Genomic DNA, 18,689 nt, shown 5'->3' with positions numbered 1-18,689 from the left:
CGCGTCAACCGAGCGCGAGCGCCAGCAGGGCGACCGGGAGCGCCAGTTCGACGGTGGCACCGAGTACGTCGCCGGTGGTTCCGCCGAGTGCGGTCCGGGCGCGACGCGAGACCACGAAGGCGACCGCGACCGCAAGCAGTACTGCCGCCGCGGCGCCGATGACGTGGGCGGATGAGAGCCAACTGAGAACGAGCACGACGGCCAGTACTACGACGCTGACGAACGTTGCCGTGATCGGGCGGACGGTCGCGGCGACGTACGAGCCGAGGCCGCCGGGGCGCGCGGCGGGGACCGACGTACGGCAGGACCAGGGCAGCGTGAGACGGCTCACAGTGGTCGCGATCAGGATGGCCTGCCAGCCACGGCCGGATTGCAGGCAAGCGGTGAGCGCGGCGACGTCGAGTATCAGCACGCCGACGATCGCGACAACGCCGAACGGGCCGATGTCGCTCTGCTTCATGATCCGCAGCATCGTCTCGCGGTCCCGCCGGGAGGCGAGCGCGTCGGCGAAGTCGGCCATGCCATCGAGATGCAGGCCACCTGACAGCCCGGCGACTACCAGTACGCCGAGCGCTGCGGCCAGCAGATCTGCGTCAGGGCGGATCAGGTGCACTACTGCAACCACAGCTGCTGCGAGGCCGCCTACCAGCAGTCCGACGGCCGGTGCGAGCACCATGGCACGCTTACCGACCTCCCGGTCCACCCGCGTCGGTACACCGGCCGGCAGGACCGTCAGGGTGCCCAGGGCGAGTCGAACGGAGTCGAGCTTCATGTCAGGGGGAGTGTCCGGCCGGCGACTGTCCACAGGACCTGGTCGGACGCGAGGGAGATGGTGGTGTTGAGACGGCCCATCAGGTCGCGGAACATCCGCGTACCGGGGTCTGCAGGCACAATGCCGGAACCGACGTCGTTGCTCACGGCGACCACTCTGCGCGGAGTGGCCGACCACGCGTCGGCTAGTGCAGTGATGCGTTGTTCGACGAGGTCGGTGCGGGACAGGTCGGACCAGACGCCTACGGCGTCCATAGTGCGCGACAGCCACAGGGTCAGGCAGTCGATCAGTAGTGGGGGACCAGCTGACTCGAGCAGCGGAACCAGCTCGATCGTCTCGGCCAGGCCCCAAGTGGCCGGGCGGCGGGCCTGGTGCTTGGCGACCCGCTCTGCCCATTCGGCGTCACCGGAGTCGTCGCCACCGGTCGCGACGTACAGGACGTCCGGTACGTCGGCCAGCAGGCGCTCGGCGGCCATGGACTTGCCGGAGCGAGCACCTCCGAGGAGCAATGTCCGATCAGCCATCAGCCCTCCCAGGCTCGAAGATCACCGGTGCTTCGAAGGCCGCCTTGCGGGCAGTACGGCGGAACGCGTTCAGGATCGGCCTACCGAGCAGCAGCACCAGTACGGCGGACAGGATGCCGCGTGGAATGTCCCAACCCAGTGAGGTCGCCACCACGAACAGGAAGTACCGGTGCAGGTTGTCGGCCAGCGCGTCGCCGGGGATGTACGAGAAGTCGCTGCCGAACGTCGCGTACGGCCAGAACCACATGTTCATCACCACGCCGTACAGGACGCCGGAGACGATGGAGTACGCGGCCAGCAGTAGTAGTTCGAGCCGTCCGCCCAGGCGGGGCAGTAGGCCGGCTAGACAGCCCACCCAGGCACAGGCGAACATCTGGAACGGCATCCAGGGGCCGACGCCGCCACTGATCAACGCACCGCCGAGCAGTGAGACCGCACCTAGTACGAAACCGAACCCGGCGCCGAACGCTCGACCAGCGAGGACCAAGAGGAAGAACCCTGGTTCCAGTCCGGCCGTACCTGGTCCGAGTGCACGCAGCGCCGCACCGACTGCTGCGAGCATGCCGACGAGTGAGATGACCTTCGCGTCGATGCCCGACTCGGACAGCTCCGCGAGTACTACGCCGACCAGCAACGGCAGCAACAGGACGAACAGCCACGGCGCGTCAGTGGTGTGTCCGATCGCGGACTCACTCGCCTGCGAAGTCTGAAAGAACAGCGGCCAGGCGAACGCGAGTACGCCGACCAGCGATGCGACTATCAGTGCCGCGGTGCTTCGTGGCTTGAGCCTGATGAGTCTCATGAGGCGCGGTCCAGTGCGTCAGCGACTTCGCCGACGGTCAGGAAGGGCAGCGGGGCAAGGATCTTCGCCACCTGCGGTGCGAACGCCGGAGACCCGGCGATCACCTCAGCGGTCGCGCCGTCGCTCACCAGCTCGCCGTCTGCCAGTACCATCACCCGGCTGGCCACCTCCGCGACCATCTCGACGTCGTGGGTCGACAGCACGACAGCGTGGCCCGTTGCGGCTAGCTCACGCAGGATCGCTACCAGTCGGCGTTTGGCGCCGTAGTCCAGTCCTCGTGTCGGCTCGTCCAGCAACAGCAAGGGCGGGGCACCACACAGTACGACTGCCAGCGCCAAGCAGAGCCGTTGTCCTTCCGACAGGTCCCGCGGATGCCGGTCCAGTACGACATCTGGTGCCAGCCGTTCGAGTAGGGCACGGCAGCTTCCTGCGGGCACTTTGAAGTCGGAGTCGGCTGCAGCGCATTCATCGGCGACAGTGGCCGCGTACAACAGGTCTGCGGGTTCTTGTGGGACCAGGCCTACCGCTTTGACCAGCTGGGAGGGTTTGGTATGACGCGGGTCAGCTCCGGCCGCGACAGCGGTCCCGGAGCGGGTTGGCACGATTCCCACCAGTGCGTTGAGCAGTGTCGACTTGCCGGCGCCGTTGCGGCCCATCAGTGCGACAACCTCCCCGGCCTTGATGCTGAGGGACACTCCGCGCAGTGCGGTGACGTTGCCGTAGCCAACTACCAGGTCACTGCAGCGTGCCAGCTCGGCGCCTAGCGCAGTAGTGGCTCGCAGTGGCGCTGTGGAGTCCAGCTGGTTGCGTAGCGCAACCGCGGCTCGCCGCGCATCCCTTACAGACAAGGGGAGTGGTGACCAGCCGGCCAGTCGGCCGAGCTCTACCACTGGGGGAGCGACAGGTGCAGTCACCATGCGCTCAGCTGGCAAGCCGGTCGACACAGCAGCGGCTCCGCCTGGTACTTCGATCACGCGGTCGGCGTACTGGATCACGCGCTCCAACCGGTGCTCTGCCATGACCACAGTGACGCCCAGGTCGTGTACGAGCCGCTGCAGTGCCGCTAGTACTTCCTCGGCTGCCTGTGGGTCCAGTGCTGAGGTGGGTTCGTCCAGTACGAGCACAGCGGGATGTGAGGTGAGGGCGGCGCCGATGGCGGTGCGCTGGCGCTGTCCACCGGACAACGAGGTCAGCGCCCGGTCGCGTACGTCGGCCAAGCCCAACAGGTCGAGGGTTTCCTCGACGCGGCGCCGCATGACATCCGGTGCGATCCCCAACGACTCCATGCTGTACGCCAGCTCGTCCTCGACGGTGTCCGTGACGAAACCGGCCATCGGGTCCTGTCCGACCATTCCGACCACGTCCGCGAGGTCACGCGGCCGGTACTCACGGGTGTCCCGCCCGCTGACCAGCACGCGACCGGACAGCGTGCCACCGGTGAAATGCGGGACCAGGCCGTTGATTGCTCGCAGCAACGTCGACTTGCCGGAGCCGGTCCGCCCGATCACCAGCGCGAGCTCACCCTCCGGCACCGCGAAGCTGACGTCCTGCAGCGCGGGCGCGGGCGTGCCGTCGTACCTGACTGTCACCCGGTCGAACTCGATCATGCCGCCGCCTTCCTCAGCTCCGCCTGCTTCAACGTCGGCTTCTTCAACGGAGGTGCGACCAGTGCGGGCACCAGTCCGACCAGTACCCCGATCATCGGGAGCACTGGCACCGGCGGGACGACCAGCGGCCCAGCCAGGAGCAGTCCGTTCACTCCACGGACTGCTGCGGTCACCATGGCACCTGCGGCAACCACTCCGGCCCCTACTACCAGCCACTCGGGTAGCGCCCACGGGTCCGGGCGGTAGCGCGTACGGCTGACTCGTTGCCGTCCAACTGCCATGGCGCCGACTGCTAGTAGTACACCGATCGCCAGGGCGCCGGCGGCGAACGGGAAGGCCATGGAGTCGGTCAGCAGGGCGTAGACGCCGAGGAGGATGCCCAGCAGGCCCAGTAGTACGCAAGCGGCTGTGAGACGACGCTGCGCTCGTGGAGCCTGCGCCGTACGCCCGTAGCCCCGGGAGTCCATCGCTGCAGCCAGCTCGACGGATCGGTCCAGTGCGCCTTCCAGTACGGGCATGGCCGTCGTACGGAAGGAGGCGCGCGTACGGCCGCGCAATCGCCTGGCGGCACGAATCCGGCGGCCGTCGGTCACCAGCTGGGGCGCGAAGGTCAGCGCGACCACACAGGCAACCCCCATCTCGTAGAGGGCTCCTGGCAACGACTTGAGCAGCCGGCGTGGGCTGGCCAGTGCATTGGCCGCGCCAACACAGCAGAGCATCACAGCCAGCTGACCACCGTCGTACAGGGCGGTGATCAAAGCCTCAGCCGTCACGTCACCGCCGAGCTTGACGCCCGCGGCCCAGTCCGGCAACGGAATCTGTGGCAGCGTGAACAGAATCGTGTTGCCCTGCGAGCGGGTCGACAGCAAGGCCTGCAGAACCACCCGGACGCCGATGACCAGCAGCCCGAGCTTCAAGAACGCTGTGAAGCTGTGTGCCCACGGTGCGTCGCTGCGGCGAGCCGAAACCACGAACCCGGTCACTGCGAGGATCAGCACCAGCAGCACCGGGTTGCGGGTCCGGCTGGCGGCCACGGCCATGCAGAGCGCCCACAACCACCAGGCCCCCGGGTGGAGTGCCCGGGGGAGTGTGAGGCGGTTGACAGCGCGCACTTACTTGACCGCGGACCGACGCCGGTTGAGGAGGAGGCCACCGCCGGCCAGCAGAACGACCACGGCCGCGGCGATGATCAGAACAGCCCACGGCCCGCTGCTCTCGTCCTGCTTCGCCGGTGCGGAGGCGGGGGCGCTGGAGCCGACAGCAGCGTCGATCTTCAGCGTCACCTGCGCATCCGTGGCCGGTACCTTGATGTTCTTGACCTGGTCGCCGCAGCCCTTCGCCGGATAGCCGGAGACGCCGCAGGTGAGGCCCTTCTCGATCCGGACCGGTCCGGCCGCGGCCAGTACCTGTGCGCCCGTCGACTTCGGTGCGGTCACCACACACGTACCGGTGGCTTCGCCTGGCGTTTCGCCGGCGAGCGCGTCCTCCGGCGTACCCGGATCGATCACCAGGGCGACACGCTTCTTGCCGGACTCGGCCGGGGTCTTGCCGCAGATCGCCTCGAAGTCGCCCGCTGCCCGCGGTACGCGGGGCTTCGCGCCGCCGAGGGCGAACCGCCAGCCCTCCACGCCGCCGTCGGCCGGTACGAAGGCGTCAGCGCCCTTCTGTGAGAAGGCCCACTGGCCGTTGCTCCATTGGTAGTAGCCCCAGAAGCGGTAGCCGTCCTCGGTCGTACTCGCTCCGGCGGTGGTGGCGACGGTTCCAGCCAGCAGGAAACCCGCCAGCAAGCTGAGAACCAGCCTCGCCAGGTGCTTGGTCCGGTGTGCAGTCATGTGGTGTCCTCGGTCGGGCCACGGCCCGGTGGAGGAGGTCCCGCCTGCAACCGGCAGGGTGGGGGCTCCACCCGCGGGCCACGGCGGGTAGGTGAGCCTGACCGCCTGCGGCACAGTGTTCCGGCTCGCCACCATGCAGTCGCCGTTCAGCTGCTGCATGGTGGCCTACGGTTGCGGGTCAGCGCCGGACTCGGACCGGCTTCCCTGTGACGCGGGCGTTTGGTTCGACCGAACTCTACTCCGCCGACGACAGACTCATCGGCCCGTACACCTCACGGTTGTCCTCCAGCAAGTACACCTGACCGACGCCGTGGTCGGCCAGGTCCCGCCAGACCTCGCCCAGCCAGCTCTCCGCGTCGCCCTGGGCGGAGAACTCGGCGCCGCCGACCTCTCCGGGGTCGACGACGGCTCCGGTAGCGGTCTCGAACCGCCAGCTCCAGCTCATGAGCCCGGCCGAGTCTGCGGGGAGTTCTGCACGGTCTTCGCCGGGTCGCGCTCGACAGTGTGACCGAGCACCTCGTCGATCCGCTTCAGCAGGCCGTCGTCCAGCTTCACTCCGGACGCCTTGACGTTCTCGGTGACCTGCTCGGGCCGGGAGGCGCCGATGATGGCCGAGGAGACGTTCTGGTTCTGCAGCACCCAGGCGACGGCCAGCTGGGACAGCGACAGCCCGGCCTCCGCCGCCAGCGGCTTCAGCTCCTGCACCCGGGTCAGCACGTCGTCGGTGAGGAACCGCTTGATGAAGTTCGCCCCGTTGGCGTCGGTGGCCCGGGAGCCCTCCGGCGGCTGCTGACCGGGCACGTACTTGCCGGTGAGCACACCCTGCGCGATCGGTGAGAACACCACCTGGCCGATCCCGAGCTCCTCCGACGCCGGTACGACCTCGGCCTCGATCACCCGCCAGAGCATGCTGTACTGCGGCTGGTTCGAGACGAACGGGATGCGCAGCTCACGGGCCAGCCGGTGGCCCTCCTGGAGCTGCTCGGCGGTCCACTCGGACACTCCGATGTACAGCGCCTTGCCCTGCCGGACGACGTCGGCGAACGCCTCCATCGTCTCCTCCAGCGGCGTCTCGGTGTCGTACCGGTGCGCCTGGTAGAGGTCGACGTAGTCGGTGCCGAGCCGCTTGAGCGACGCGTTCACCGACTCGTGGATGTGCTTGCGGGACAGGCCGGTGTCGTTCGGTCCACCCGGACCGGTCGGCCAGTACACCTTGGTGAAGATCTCCAGCGACTCGCGCCGCTCGCCGGCCAGCGCCTCACCGAGCACCGACTCGGCCTTGGTGTTGGCGTACACGTCGGCGGTGTCGAACGTGGTGATGCCGGCCTCGAGCGCGGCCCGTACGCAGGCCTTGGCCTGGTCGTTCTCCACCTGCGAGCCGTGCGTCAGCCAGTTGCCGTACGAGATCTCGCTGACCTTCAAACCACTGTTGCCCAGATAGCGGAAGTCCATGACCCGACCCTACTGCCTGCGGTCAGCTCGGCTTCTCGCCGCGCTTCACCATCGGCTTGGGCAGCCGCCAGCGGCGCATCTGCATGGTCCGCCGGACCGCGTAGAACGCGATGCCCTTGGTGGACTCCTTCGGGAACTTGATCGCGATCAGCTTCTTCAGCCCGGCGGTGAGCAGGAACCAGTCCGCCGCGATCAGCAGGATCATCGCCAGGAAGAGCAGGTTGACGACGCCGGCCAGCCAGAGGAACTGGGAGGAGAACACCACGCCGACCAGTGACACCACCAGCAGGATCGGCAGCGCGAACTCCATCACCGAGTACCGGGCGTCCACGTAGTCGCGGGCGAACCGCCGGATCGGGCCCTTGTCGGCGGCCGGCAGGTACCGGTCGTCGCCGGTCTGCATCGCCTGCTGCATCTTGGCCCGCTCGGTCCGGACCTTGTCCCGGCGGATCGCCGAGGCCTCCTTGCGGTTACGTGGTTTCTTGAAGCTCGCCTTCCGGGCCGCCTCCGCGTCCTTGCGGCTCGGCGTCGGGCGGCCCTTCCCGCCCGGCTTGCCCTGGGGCTCGGCGGGTACGGTGGTAGCTGTCTCAGTCTTGGTACGACGGAACACGGGGTCAGAACCTCATTCGCAAGGGCAGGTCGCGGGTCGGGGTGGTCCCCGGACTCATATACCACTTTATCGGGGCCTGTCCTGATGGTGTGGTGACCCATAGGGACATAGGGTGGATGGCACGCACGCCGGGTCGTCAGTCCGGCACAGAAGGGGTACGGATATCGATGAGCATCTTCAAGCGGATGTCGACGATCTTCAAGGCCAAGGCGAACTCCGCCCTGGACAAGGCCGAGGATCCTCGCGAAACCCTTGACTACTCGTATCAGAAGCAGCTCGAGCTGCTGCAGAAGGTACGGCGGGGCGTGGCCGACGTGGCCACCAGCCGGAAGCGGGTGGAGCTGCAGGCGTCACAGCTGCAGTCCCAGTCGGCCAAGCTGCAGGAGCAGGCGCAGAAGGCGCTCTCGATGGGCCGCGAGGACCTGGCCCGGGAGGCTCTGACCCGCAAGTCCGGGCTGCAGGGCCAGATCGACGACCTGCAGACGCAGCACGCCCAGTTGCAGGGTGAGGAGGAGAAGCTGACGCTCGCCTCCCAGCGGTTGCAGGCGAAGGTCGAGTCCTTCCGGACCCGCAAGGAGACGATCAAGGCCACCTACACGGCGGCCGAGGCGCAGACCCGGATCAACGAGGCCTTCTCCGGCATCTCCGAGGAGATGAGCGACGTCGGTCTGGCGGTCCAGCGGGCCGAGGACAAGACCCAGCAGATGCAGGCCCGGGCCGGCGCGATCGACGAGCTGCTCGCCTCCGGCGCGCTCGACGACGCCAGCGGTACGGTCAAGGACAACATCAGCCTGGAGCTGGACCGGATGTCGTCCGGCTCCGACGTGGAGAACGAGCTGGCCGCGATGAAGGCCCAGCTGTCCGGAGGCAGCGCGCCTAAGGAGATCTCCGGTGAGGCACCCCAAGCCGCTCAAACTCAGCAGTCCGCCCAGCCCCAGCAGGCCGCCCAGCAGCCAGTTCAGCCGGCCGCACAACCCGTGACGGAGCCGGTGCGACCTCAGGACGGAGATGTTCGGTGATCGTTCGCATCATGGGTGAAGGTCAGTGGCGACTGGCCGACGAGAAGCTGGACGCGCTCAACGCCGTCGACGGCGACCTGGAGAAGGCCGTCTCGTCCGGCGAGGAGGCTGCCTACCAGGCGGCCTTCGCGGCGCTGCTGGACTTCGTCCGCTCCGGGGAGAAGGTGCCGGACGACGAGCTGCACGACTCCGACGCCATCCTGCCGCCGTCGGACAGCTCGCTCGCCGAGATGCGGGAGCTGATCAGCGGCGACGGCCTGATCGCCGGCTGACAGCTCGATCGGCGGCTGACCGCCGGCAAACCCTTGCTCGGATCACCCCGTCCCCGACCCGGCGGCGCTGATCACCTCGAGTAGCCATTCGAGACTCCCGGACCCCGCAAATGGGGTCCGGGAGTCTTTGCTGTCAGTCTCCTGGCAGGCGGGTAAACACTCGTCGTCAGTGCTGTTGCCCGCCGCGTCCACGTAGTACTCTCTGGTTCACGCCGTTGTGGGGGCGGCGTTTGGTGAGGTCCGTGACGGGGTGTGGGTTGGTCACGGGTTTCAAGCTTTCACCTGTGGGGGGTGACTGTGCGTGACTGAATTCGTCATGTCCGAGGGGTTGGCCGAACCGGCCGATCTCCGGCCGGCGGCTTCGGGGGAACGTCGTCGGCCGGTTTGGGTGGTGCCGGACGTGGTGCCGGGGATCGTGCCGCGCTCGGCCCGGTTCACCGAAGCGCGCTGGGTCGCGAAGTACCGGTGGGCCGCGCTCGGCGGTGACCTGACGGCGGCGCTGTTCGGCGTCTCGCTGGCGTTGCTGATCCGGTTCGGGGCCCAGATCAACCTCGGCTACGTTCTGCTCGGGGCCGCGCTGCCGATCGCGTGGCTGGTCTGTGTCGCGCTGGAGCGGGGTTATGAGTCCCGCTACTTCGGCACCGGCCCGGAGGAGTTCCGGTCGATCATCCGGGCGGCGGTGGCGCTGACCGCGGTGGTCGCGATCGCGTCGTACGCGACCAAGAGTCAGGTGGCTCGTGGTTTCGTCGTGGTGGCGGTGCCGATCACCTGTCTGGCGGCGATGTTCGCCCGCTGGCTGCTGCACCGGCAGATCTCCCGGCGGCGGTTCGCCGGGCGGTGCATGCGCCGGGTACTGGTGGTCGGGCGCAACGACCAGGTGCGTACGCTGCGGCGGCACCTGGAGGAGCGGCCGACGGACGGGTACGTGGTGGTGGCCGGCTGTCTGCCGCGCGGTGACGCGTTCGAGGAGCCGGGGTCGGAGAGCCTGGGCCGGGCCGAGATGGACATCCTGGCCGCGGTCGACGACTACGGCGTCGACGTGGTCGCGGTGGCCACTGACCCGGAGCTGGCGGGGCATTCGCTGCGCAAGCTGTCCTGGGCGCTGGAGCAGCGCGGCGTGGAGCTGATCGTGTCTCCGGGCATCGTCGAGGTCGCCGGTCCGCGGATCTCGATCCGGCCGGTCGCCGGGCTGTCGCTGCTGCACCTGGAGCGTCCGTCGGTGAGTGGCGGGCCGCACGTGCTGAAGAACATCTTCGATCGTGTGGTCGGCTGCCTGCTGTTGCTCGGGGTCGCACCGATCCTGCTGGTCACCGCGGTCCTGGTGAAGCTCACCAGCCGTGGGCCGGTGCTGTTCCGGCAGACCAGGGTGGGCCGCGGCGGCGAGCAGTTCCGGATGCTGAAGTTCCGGACGATGGTCGTGGACGCCGAAGAACGCAAGGCCGAGTTGCACGCGCTCAACGAGGGCAACGAGGTGCTGTTCAAGCTCCGCGACGATCCGCGGGTGACGAGGATCGGCCGGTACCTGCGCCGGTTCTCGATCGACGAGTTGCCGCAGCTGGTGAACGTGCTCCGGGGGGACATGTCACTGGTCGGGCCCCGGCCGCCGCTGCCGGCGGAGGTCGCGCGGTACGCGCTCGACGACGCGCGGCGGATGCTCGTGAAGCCCGGTCTGACCGGGCTGTGGCAGGTGAGTGGTCGTAGCGATCTGACCTGGGAAGAGTCGATGCGGCTCGACCTGCGGTACGCCGACAACTGGTCGATCGCGCTGGACCTGCTGATCCTGTGGAAGACCGCACGCGCCGTACTGGGGAGTGACGGCGCGTACTGAGCGGTGCTGTTCGGGGTTGTTTCACGGCGGTGCTGGTTCAAAGCTGTGCATTCCCAAGGGGGGAATTTGTGACTGTCGTTGTGGATGAAGTGAAAAGTCCAGGTGCGGTCCGGTCCGATGCGGCCACCCTGGTCGTGCGGGCCGGGGCGGGGGATCAGGGGGCGTGGAGCCGGCTGGTCGATCACTACGCGCGGTTGGTCTGGGCGGTGACGCGAAGCTTCCGGTTGAGTGACAGCGACGCTGCTGACGTCTCGCAGATGGTGTGGCTGCGGTTGCTGGAGCACATCAACCGGGTCGATCCGGAGCGGGTCGGCGCGTGGCTCGTGGTGACGACGCGGCGGGAGTGCCTGCGGGTGCTGGCGTTCCGGAAGCGGGTGCTGCTGACGTACGAGGCGACCGCGTTCGAGGACGTGGCCGGTGACCAGCCGGAGCCGGACGCCGACTTACTCGCCGGCGAGCGGGCAGATGACGTACGGCGAGCACTGGAAAGCCTGCCGGACCGGTGGCAACAACTGCTAGGCATGCTGATGGCCGACCCACCCGCTCCGTACGCGGAGATCTCCGCCACGATCGGAATCCCGATCGGCAGCATCGGCCCGATCCGCGGCCGCTGCCTGGAAAAACTAAGACTGCTGCTTGCCTCCTAAGAGGGTGCCCGGTCCGGGCTGGTTGGGTCAGAGGATGATCCAGGCGGTCCGGACCGGTTGTTGGGTGCTGCTGGGCCAGCGGAGCAGGAAGCTGACCAGTTTGGGCCGGCCGGTGTCATCACCGCGGGACTCGACTACTACCGGGCCGGGTGGGCTGACTCGTAGTTCAACGGTCAGGTCGGTCCGGCCGCGTACGTCGACGTCCAGCGTGACTCCATGGCCCGCAAAGCGCAGTCGGCGTGCGCGGCGGTCGCAGCTGTCCGGTGCGTCGACCAGGCTGTCGTACACGACATCCAGTACGTCCAGGTCCTTCTCATGCCGGCCGAAGGCCGCGTACCCGACCGAGCGGAGCAATGCGATCTGCTGACTCGGCGCGTGCTCCGGAGGACCGATCATCGTCTGTCACCGGTCCTCGGTCACCTTGATCACGCTGTCCTGGTCCTGACCGTACGGCGCGCCCTGCCAGGCGGCCCAGTTCACCGAGTTGCCCTGTTCGTGCACCATGAACTTCCACGGGCCTTTGTAGGTGTTCGAGAAGAACCGGTTGCCCTGGTGGAAGGTGATCGCGTCCTCCACCACCCTGGCCTTGTACGGCGACCAGTCCGGGAACGTACCCCAGTTGGAGAAGATGCCGTTGTAGCCACAGCCGCTCCGGGACGCACAGCGGTCACCGAGGTTGTCGGGGTCCAGGCTGAACAAGTTGTCGTGCACACGGATGTTCTGGGTCTTCCAGCGACAGTCACCCAGGTACGGCGGGTTGCGGATGTTGGTGGCGTTGCAGGAGGTCGTGGTGACGACAGACGGGTTCACCAGCGTGCCGGAGCCGGTACTGGTGTTGGCAGCCGAGCCGGCGAACCGGTCCGCGTTCTCCCACAGGATCACGCCGGCCCAGTTGTCGCTGAAGACGTTCTGGCTCACCTCGAACGTCTGGTTGAACATGCCGGGTACGCGCTTGTCAGCGCCGGACTCGGAGATGTACAGCGCGGGTACCGGGAAGCCCTGGTTGTCCACGCCCTTGCCGAGCCCGTTCCGGACGAAGGTGTTGCCCCGGATGGACGCGTTGTAGCTGGTCTCGAAGATGATGCCTTCGGCGAAGTTGCTGGAGATGTAGTTCTCCTCGATCGCGAACGCCGAGTTGTTGGTGTCGGCCCACATCCCCGGACCGTGGTTGTCGTGAATCCAGTTGCCGCGCACGATCGCGCCGGCGACCGACCAGAACTTGCCGCCGCCGGTGCAACCACAACCAGGCCGTAGCGCCTCCCAGTTGTCGGTGTTGTTGGCGGTGATCTCGTTGCCCTCGACAAGGACGCTCGCGACGCGCTGCGGGTTGTACGCGTTGAACCCGTACTGGCCGTTGTCGCGCAGGCAGTTGCCGCGGACGACGTTCTTGGTGCCGATCATCACGCCCGCGCCGGCGTTGCGCTGGATGGTGCTGTTCTCGATCATCCAGCCGCTGGCCGAGTTGTGGTTCACCACGCCTTCGTCGTTGTTGCCGCGCTTGGTGCCGAAGTTCTGGATGGTCAGGTGGCTGATCACCACATCCGACGCGTACCCCGTGAAGGCGTACCGGTTGCGGTTCGCGCCGTCCAGTACCGCACCGGGCGCTCCGATGTAGTGGTTGCCGTCCTTCGGGATGACCTGGACGAACGCACCGTTGCTCAGCCGATGCCGACCGGGAGCCAGCCAGAACGTAGTACCGGCGGGGGACTGAGCGGTGAGTACCTGTAGGTCCTGCTTGGGCGTGACGACGACTGCACCGTCTGGAGCGGTGGCTGGACCGTCCAGGGCCTTGGCGTTGTCGCAGATCTTGGCCGGTGGTGCTGTGGGTGCCTTGACCGGCTTCACGGTCGGTGTCGGAGCTGGTGCGTTGTCAGCGTCCCGGTGTGAGGTCGCCCGGTCTGTCACCAGTGCGGCCACGACCAGCGCGCCAACCACCAGAGCGGCACCACCGGCCAGCCGGTTGCGGTGTTGCTTGATCATCACTGCACCGGGTTCGCGATCGCAAAGCGGTACACGTCGAGCAGTTGCTCCAGGTTGTGCCGTGGGTGGTGCTTGGTCTCGTACGTCGAGCGCGCCGCGCGGCCCAGCTCTTCGTACCGGTCTGGGTTGGTGTCTACGTCGAGCAGGAGCTTCGCCAGCTCTTCCGGACGGCGTGGATCGAACAGTGCGCCGTCCACTCCGTCTGACACGAGCTCCGGGAACGAACCGTGGCCGGAGGCAAGTAGCGGTACGCCGACCGCCATTGCCTCGACCACGACCAGTCCGAACGTCTCCTCCCACTCGGACGGGAGTACGACGGCCCGCGAGGCGTCGATCAGCTCGAACACCTCCGGCTTGGTCATCAGACCGCGCAGGTCGACCGACGGCCGAGCAGCTGCCCAGGCGGTGACCTCATCCAGCATCGGTCCGCCACCAGCAATGACCAGTCGTAGTGCATCGTCACCGGCGATGGCCCGGTACGCGTCCCAGCCCTTCATCAGCAGGGGAGCGCCTTTCGCCGCATCCAGCCGGCCTACGTACGCGACCTGATGCTGTTTCGCTCCGCCGACCGGTCCGTCGTACGGGACGTAGTTGTGGCGTACGAAGCTGCGGTCCGGGTCGAAGTCCATGCCTGCCAGCAGACTGCGCTGTGAGTCGGACAGGAACAGGTACGCCGAGACCAGCTTGCGCCAGCTGCGCCGGTGGGAGCGGGTGTTGAGCACAGTGGTCGCTGTCGCCACTTTGGACCCGCGGTAGCAACTGTGCGACACGGCAGGTAGCGGACTGCCAGTAGCGCAGTCGTGGCAGACCGCACCGTCGCGGTAGAAGTCCCCGCTAGCGCACAGCAGTTTGTAGTTGTGCAGAGTGATGACCACTGGCACGTTGGCCTGGCGGCACGCGTACAGCACCGATGGGCTGAGTACTGGGAACGTGTTGTGTACGTGGACGACGTCCGGCTGGAAGTCGCGCAGTACGGCGGTCAGGTCGCGTTTGCTGGTCGGGTTCCAGACCACGCGGGCCGGTAGAGTCGCCTTCTGCCAGGCAGACCAGTCTTCGATCTCGTCACTGCGCCGTTCGAACAGCTGGACGTCATGACCGAGCTCCGCAAGCGCGGCGTGCTCCTGGTCGACGACACGGTTCTCGCCGCTCGGTGCGGTGGACCTGTACCTGTTGTGCACCAACAGGATCTTCATCACGTGTCCTCCTGGGGCGTCCGCGAGTACACCAGCGAGGCCGCCAGCGTGAGCTCGAGCAGATACGAAGAGGCTTCACTGAGCCCTGTCTCGGTGAACGACGCGACCACGCAGTACGCGACCAGGAACAGGGCGAGCGCCCGCCGTGGTCCCTGCGGGGTGAACCACGCGGCGATGAGTACGAAGAGCACCATGGCGATGCAGAAGACCGCACCGAGCACTCCGACGTCGTAGTAGGTGCCCAGCCAGTTGCTGTCGATCGGCAAGCCGTTGAACGACTTGTTGGACAGGCCGAAGCCGAACAGCGTCTCGAAGGTCGAACGCGGCTGAGCGAGGATGGAATCCCACACGGCACGGCGTCCGGTCAGTGCGGCGACCTGGCTGGCGTCTTGTCCACGGGCCAGCCAGGTGGTGACCACTGAGCTGAGGGTCAGCGTGCCGACCGAGAACACCCCGATGCCGATCGCGAACACCTTGCGCACGCGGGAGCGGTACGTGAACAGGCTGAGCCCGGCTATCAGTGCTCCGGCCAGTAGAGCGACCAGCGCGGTCCGGGTGTGCGTGAGCAACAGGACGGGTACGCACACGACCACGCTGGTCAGTGCGACCCAGCGCTTGAGTACTCCGGACATCCACAGCACTGCGGTAAGTCCGATGGCCATGGCCGAGTAGTGACCTGCTTGGGTCGGTGGGATCGGCCAAATGATGCCGGCCAGCCGGTTGTCGGCCATCGCCGTACCTGGCGAGACGAGCAGTCCGAGGGCGATGGTGCCGATGACGAACCACAGCACCTTCAGATGCGTACGTACCAGCAGCAGGTCCTTGCGAGTCCACCAGGGCGACAGCATCCACAGAACGGCGACGAACAGGAACAACCGCGCCGATCGGTACATCGCACCGAGCAGGAACTCGGCGTGCATGCTGGACACCACTGCCTCGCAGACGAGCAGTGCGGCCAGGAACATGTACACACTGCGGCGTACTCGCACCGGCCGGTTCACCGACAGCACCAGCATCGCGGCGACCAGCAAGGAGCCCTGGGCGATCAGCTTGCCGACTGATCCGGGGATCGGCAGCAGCAGCCGTGAGTCCGGGAAGAACGTCAGCACGTTCAGCGTCAGCATCGCCCAGACGAGCTGGACGCGACGCCGGCGCCGGCGCTCGACCGGAACCGGCCGGAAGCCCGGTTTCGGCCCGGCCGGAGTCCGGATCGCGACAGGGGTGGTCATCGGGAGAACATCTCCAGATCGACCGTCGTGGCCGCGGCCTCGGCGTCCGTGACGCCGACGCCTTCGTCGGTGCGGTCGGCGTTCAGCACGATCGCGGTGTCGATTTCCAGACCGGCCAGGCGGAGCATCTCGCCGGTGGCGCGAACCTTGGCAGCCGTGGACCGGCCGGCCGTGACCACGACGGCGGCCTGGGCGGCCCAGCTGCTCAGGTGGTCGGCGCCGATGGCCGGCGTCAGCGTGGCCAGGGAGAGGACCAGGTCGGCGGACTCCCACGCGGCGTCGAGTTCCGGATCGCCGGAGCCGTTCGGGCGGCTGTTGTAGCAGCCTTCCGCTGGTAGACCGCTCGGGTCGGACAAGTACACGTCGATCCGTCGGCCTGGCTCGCTCAGCTGGGACGTGTGCGTGCCCTGTTCCTTCACACCGAGCTTCTTTGCCAGTACTCCGGTACTAGTCAGGTCCGCTACGAGTACCTGGTTGCCCTCGTCGGCCAGTCTGACTGCCAGAGCTGCCACTGCTAGCGCGCAGGACGGTACGTCATCCACGCTGACCACTGCCAGGGCCGGAGTGGGCAGGCTGCTCCAGCTGATGCGTTGTCCGAGGTGCTGGGACAGCAACCGGATCTCCCGGTGCGGTGCCTGTGCTGGACGCACCTGTTGGGTGAACGGCAGCCACTTGCGGGGCGGGCGGCCAGTACTGAGCCGGACGCGTGCACCAAGTGCGTTGGCGATGTCCTGTCGTTTCCACAGCCGGTCCGAGATCAGCGCCCGTACGATCACGAAGCCAATGCCCAGGAACAGTCCGCCGACCAGGCCGGTACCGGCCTTGAGCACGATGGCCCGCTTGGCCGACACGATCACCGGTCCGGGGACGTCGAGCATCCGGCTGGCGTTCATCTTCGACGCCGAGACCGACTGGTCCAGCAACTGCTGCTGAACGAACCGGACCTTGTCACCGGCCGCGTTGAGCTTGGCCATCTCCGGACTGCTCGGGTGTGCCGGATTGTCCGGGTTGTCGCCTGCATCGACGACGGCCTGCCGCGCGACAGTCACCTCGTTCTGTGCTGCTGTCAGGTCCTTGCGCAGTGGCGCGTCGTCCAGTCCGAGCTGTTCGCGCCGGAAGATCAGGTAGGTCTGCGCGACCATGGTGGCCAGCTTGGTGGCCTCCTCGTCGGTCTTGGCAGACGCCTGGATCTCCAGTACTCGGTCGGTCAGCTTCGTCGCCGAGTACTGCTTCAGCAGGTCGTCCGGTGACTCCGGTAGCTTCAGCAGCGTGATCACTCGCTCTGCCACGGTGCGGGTGGTGGCCAGGCTGATCTCCGTCGCCATCGCCTTCACCGGGTCGTCGCCTTCGCGAGTGGTGATCAGTAGCCGGGCCGCTGCCTGATGTGGTGCCGGCAGGGCCAGGTACGACGCCAGGCCGCCGACGAACCCGACGAGTGCCAGCGCGAGCCAGATCCGTGCGTGCCGTACGACAGCGTCCCGGAGGAACCGGAACGTGACCAGGCTGTCCGGCGGGTAGGACGGCGACAGCTCGTCGAACAGGCCGTCGTTGTCCTCGGCCCACCCGTTCGGCGACGGTCCGACCTGGCCGGAGTGTCCCGACAGCTGGCCCGGGAGCTTGCCTGGAAGCTGGTCGTCGAAGTGCTGGTTCGTCATCGCGTCCGCCTTGCCGTGCCGGTGAGAAGCGTCGGGAGCCGCGGCCCGGTCCGGCGCTGTGCCTGCGCGACCCGGCCGACGGTCCGGTCGAACGGGTCAGGATCGGTGACCACGAGCCCGTCGATCGTGCGGTCGTCGGCGACCGTGGCAACGGCCAGCCGGGCGAGCTCCTCGGCCGTGACGGTGCCTGCCGAGAGCGCGATGACGGTACGGGTGGTCCGCTCGGTGCCGGTCAGCTGCGGCGCGGCGCGGTCGACCAGTACGAGGTGTATCTCCAGCGCGGGCTGACCGGCCGGGAACTCGAGGTTCTGGTCGATCACCAATGAGGTCGGGATGCCGACCGAGTGCGCGAACGCGGCCAGCTGCGGGCCGAGCGGACGCGCCTTGTTGTCGTCCGCGAACGAAATGACTGTCAGCGAAGCGTCCTGGCCGCTGCGTACGTCCAGTGCGAGGTTGTGCAGTACCTTGCGCAACGCCCACGCATCTACCGCTGTCGGCGCGTAGTGCTCGAGTAGGTTCGCCCAGTCCGACGGATCATTCGCCCGGTACGAGGAGACCGACGCGAGTACTGGAAGTCCGACCGCGTCAGCCATCTCGTCGCGTAGCCGGAGCCGGCGGTCACCACGTGCCCTGGCGAGTACGAAGACCGCACCTGCTATCGCACCGAGCAGCGCACCGATACCGCCGTAGATCACCGAATGTACGAGCATGCTGCCGCCGTGCGCTTCAGTGGCTGTTTCGAGGATGCGCGCACCGGTGCGCTTGCCTAGGTCACCCGGCAGCTTCTGGTCGGTGGTGATGAACACCAGGTAGACCTGTGCGACCGCGTTGGCAAGCTGGACGGCCTGCTTGGCAGTAGTGCCCTGCGCGTCGATCTGGATGACGTCCTCGGTGACGGCTGTCGCTTTGACTCGGGCCCGGGCGATGTCTGGCGTCAGCGGCGGCGACACGTTCTGTCCGGCGCTCAGCAGCACCGGTCCGCTCTCCGCGATGTACACCTGGGTGTCGATGCTCTGCGCGCTGGCGGTCGAGCCATCGGACGACTGCGGCGGCGGTGGGAGCACGACGAGGGCGGACGCGTTGTACATCGGCGGCTGCACGAACCCATATCCGACTCCGGCCAGCAGGCCGACCGCAGCCACTGCTGCCACCAGGAAGCGATGCCGCCGGATGGCTTGCCACGACTTCTTCACATCCAACTGCTGCGCGCTCACAGGCCCCCTCCAGGCGAACGTCTACCGGTACGGAGTAATAGAGGCGCTGTCCG

At 67.4% G+C, this 18,689-nt stretch carries 19 protein-coding genes; 4 read left to right on the top strand and 15 right to left on the bottom strand.

What is annotated here, in order from left to right:
• Nucleotides 1-4: 4 nt before the first annotated feature.
• The 9 genes from cobS to HDA44_RS12810 form a co-directional block, all read right to left on the bottom strand.
• Complete coding sequence (cobS, locus tag HDA44_RS12850; protein ID WP_184834103.1) at nucleotides 5-772, bottom strand: adenosylcobinamide-GDP ribazoletransferase; 768 nt, start codon at nucleotides 770-772, stop codon at nucleotides 5-7.
• A complete protein-coding gene (locus tag HDA44_RS12845) occupies nucleotides 769-1,296 on the bottom strand; it encodes a bifunctional adenosylcobinamide kinase/adenosylcobinamide-phosphate guanylyltransferase (protein ID WP_184834101.1) in 528 nt (175 codons plus the stop codon). Before HDA44_RS12845 ends, cobS begins: the two co-directional genes overlap by 4 nt.
• On the bottom strand, nucleotides 1,289-2,098 hold the full coding sequence (locus HDA44_RS12840; protein WP_184834099.1) for an ECF transporter S component: 810 nt from the start codon (nucleotides 2,096-2,098) through the stop codon (nucleotides 1,289-1,291). Before HDA44_RS12840 ends, HDA44_RS12845 begins: the two co-directional genes overlap by 8 nt.
• On the bottom strand, nucleotides 2,095-3,705 hold the full coding sequence (locus tag HDA44_RS12835) for an ABC transporter ATP-binding protein (RefSeq protein ID WP_184834097.1): 1,611 nt from the start codon (nucleotides 3,703-3,705) through the stop codon (nucleotides 2,095-2,097). Before HDA44_RS12835 ends, HDA44_RS12840 begins: the two co-directional genes overlap by 4 nt.
• Nucleotides 3,702-4,817, bottom strand: a complete 1,116-nt coding sequence (locus tag HDA44_RS12830; protein ID WP_184834095.1) for a CbiQ family ECF transporter T component — start codon at nucleotides 4,815-4,817, stop codon at nucleotides 3,702-3,704. Before HDA44_RS12830 ends, HDA44_RS12835 begins: the two co-directional genes overlap by 4 nt.
• On the bottom strand, nucleotides 4,818-5,537 hold the full coding sequence (locus HDA44_RS12825; protein ID WP_184834093.1) for an SCO2322 family protein: 720 nt from the start codon (nucleotides 5,535-5,537) through the stop codon (nucleotides 4,818-4,820).
• A 235-nt stretch (nucleotides 5,538-5,772) separates the two neighbouring features.
• On the bottom strand, nucleotides 5,773-5,982 hold the full coding sequence (locus tag HDA44_RS12820; RefSeq protein ID WP_184834090.1) for a hypothetical protein: 210 nt from the start codon (nucleotides 5,980-5,982) through the stop codon (nucleotides 5,773-5,775).
• Nucleotides 5,979-6,989: an aldo/keto reductase family protein gene (locus HDA44_RS12815; protein WP_184834088.1), complete on the bottom strand. Its 1,011-nt coding sequence runs from the start codon at nucleotides 6,987-6,989 to the stop codon at nucleotides 5,979-5,981. The genes HDA44_RS12820 and HDA44_RS12815 overlap by 4 nt, the downstream gene beginning before the upstream one ends.
• A gap of 22 nt (nucleotides 6,990-7,011) precedes the next feature.
• Entirely contained in the window at nucleotides 7,012-7,599 is a 588-nt protein-coding gene (locus tag HDA44_RS12810) for a DUF3043 domain-containing protein (protein WP_184834086.1), read from the bottom strand.
• A 167-nt stretch (nucleotides 7,600-7,766) separates the two neighbouring features.
• Here HDA44_RS12810 and HDA44_RS12805 point away from each other — a divergent pair, with 167 nt between their 5' ends.
• From HDA44_RS12805 to HDA44_RS12790, 4 genes are all read left to right on the top strand, one after another.
• The gene (locus tag HDA44_RS12805; RefSeq protein WP_184834084.1) at nucleotides 7,767-8,618 is read left to right on the top strand and encodes a PspA/IM30 family protein; all 852 of its coding nucleotides are present in this window, start codon (nucleotides 7,767-7,769) and stop codon (nucleotides 8,616-8,618) included.
• Nucleotides 8,615-8,890 (top strand): PspA-associated protein PspAA, encoded by a 276-nt coding sequence (pspAA, locus tag HDA44_RS12800; RefSeq protein ID WP_184834082.1) that lies wholly within the window; start codon nucleotides 8,615-8,617, stop codon nucleotides 8,888-8,890. Before HDA44_RS12805 ends, pspAA begins: the two co-directional genes overlap by 4 nt.
• Nucleotides 8,891-9,191: 301 nt before the next feature.
• Nucleotides 9,192-10,718, top strand: a complete 1,527-nt coding sequence (locus HDA44_RS12795; RefSeq protein WP_337905918.1) for a sugar transferase — start codon at nucleotides 9,192-9,194, stop codon at nucleotides 10,716-10,718.
• 80 nt (nucleotides 10,719-10,798) lie between these two features.
• Entirely contained in the window at nucleotides 10,799-11,365 is a 567-nt protein-coding gene (locus HDA44_RS12790) for an RNA polymerase sigma factor (RefSeq protein WP_202887343.1), read from the top strand.
• A 27-nt stretch (nucleotides 11,366-11,392) separates the two neighbouring features.
• Here HDA44_RS12790 and HDA44_RS12785 read toward each other — a convergent pair whose 3' ends face one another.
• From HDA44_RS12785 to HDA44_RS12760, 6 genes are read right to left on the bottom strand one after another with little or no spacing between them, the layout of a single operon-like run.
• Nucleotides 11,393-11,761 carry a hypothetical protein gene (locus tag HDA44_RS12785; protein WP_184834080.1) on the bottom strand — a complete coding sequence of 123 codons (369 nt, stop codon included), beginning with the start codon at nucleotides 11,759-11,761 and terminating at the stop codon, nucleotides 11,393-11,395.
• A 6-nt stretch (nucleotides 11,762-11,767) separates the two neighbouring features.
• The gene (locus tag HDA44_RS12780; RefSeq protein WP_184834078.1) at nucleotides 11,768-13,345 is read right to left on the bottom strand and encodes a right-handed parallel beta-helix repeat-containing protein; all 1,578 of its coding nucleotides are present in this window, start codon (nucleotides 13,343-13,345) and stop codon (nucleotides 11,768-11,770) included.
• Nucleotides 13,345-14,538 (bottom strand): glycosyltransferase, encoded by a 1,194-nt coding sequence (locus tag HDA44_RS12775; RefSeq protein ID WP_184834076.1) that lies wholly within the window; start codon nucleotides 14,536-14,538, stop codon nucleotides 13,345-13,347. The genes HDA44_RS12780 and HDA44_RS12775 overlap by 1 nt, the downstream gene beginning before the upstream one ends.
• A complete protein-coding gene (locus tag HDA44_RS12770) occupies nucleotides 14,538-15,767 on the bottom strand; it encodes an O-antigen ligase domain-containing protein (RefSeq protein ID WP_184834074.1) in 1,230 nt (409 codons plus the stop codon). The genes HDA44_RS12775 and HDA44_RS12770 overlap by 1 nt, the downstream gene beginning before the upstream one ends.
• Complete coding sequence (locus HDA44_RS12765; RefSeq protein WP_184834072.1) at nucleotides 15,764-17,422, bottom strand: YveK family protein; 1,659 nt, start codon at nucleotides 17,420-17,422, stop codon at nucleotides 15,764-15,766. Before HDA44_RS12765 ends, HDA44_RS12770 begins: the two co-directional genes overlap by 4 nt.
• A complete protein-coding gene (locus tag HDA44_RS12760) occupies nucleotides 17,419-18,636 on the bottom strand; it encodes a Wzz/FepE/Etk N-terminal domain-containing protein (RefSeq protein ID WP_184834070.1) in 1,218 nt (405 codons plus the stop codon). The genes HDA44_RS12765 and HDA44_RS12760 overlap by 4 nt, the downstream gene beginning before the upstream one ends.
• Between the last annotated feature and the right edge of the window lie 53 nt (nucleotides 18,637-18,689).

It is taken from the genome of Kribbella solani, from assembly GCF_014205295.1.
GTDB classification, from domain to species: Bacteria; Actinomycetota; Actinomycetes; order Propionibacteriales; family Kribbellaceae; genus Kribbella; species Kribbella solani.
This window is presented reverse-complemented; position numbering and strand designations above follow the sequence as displayed.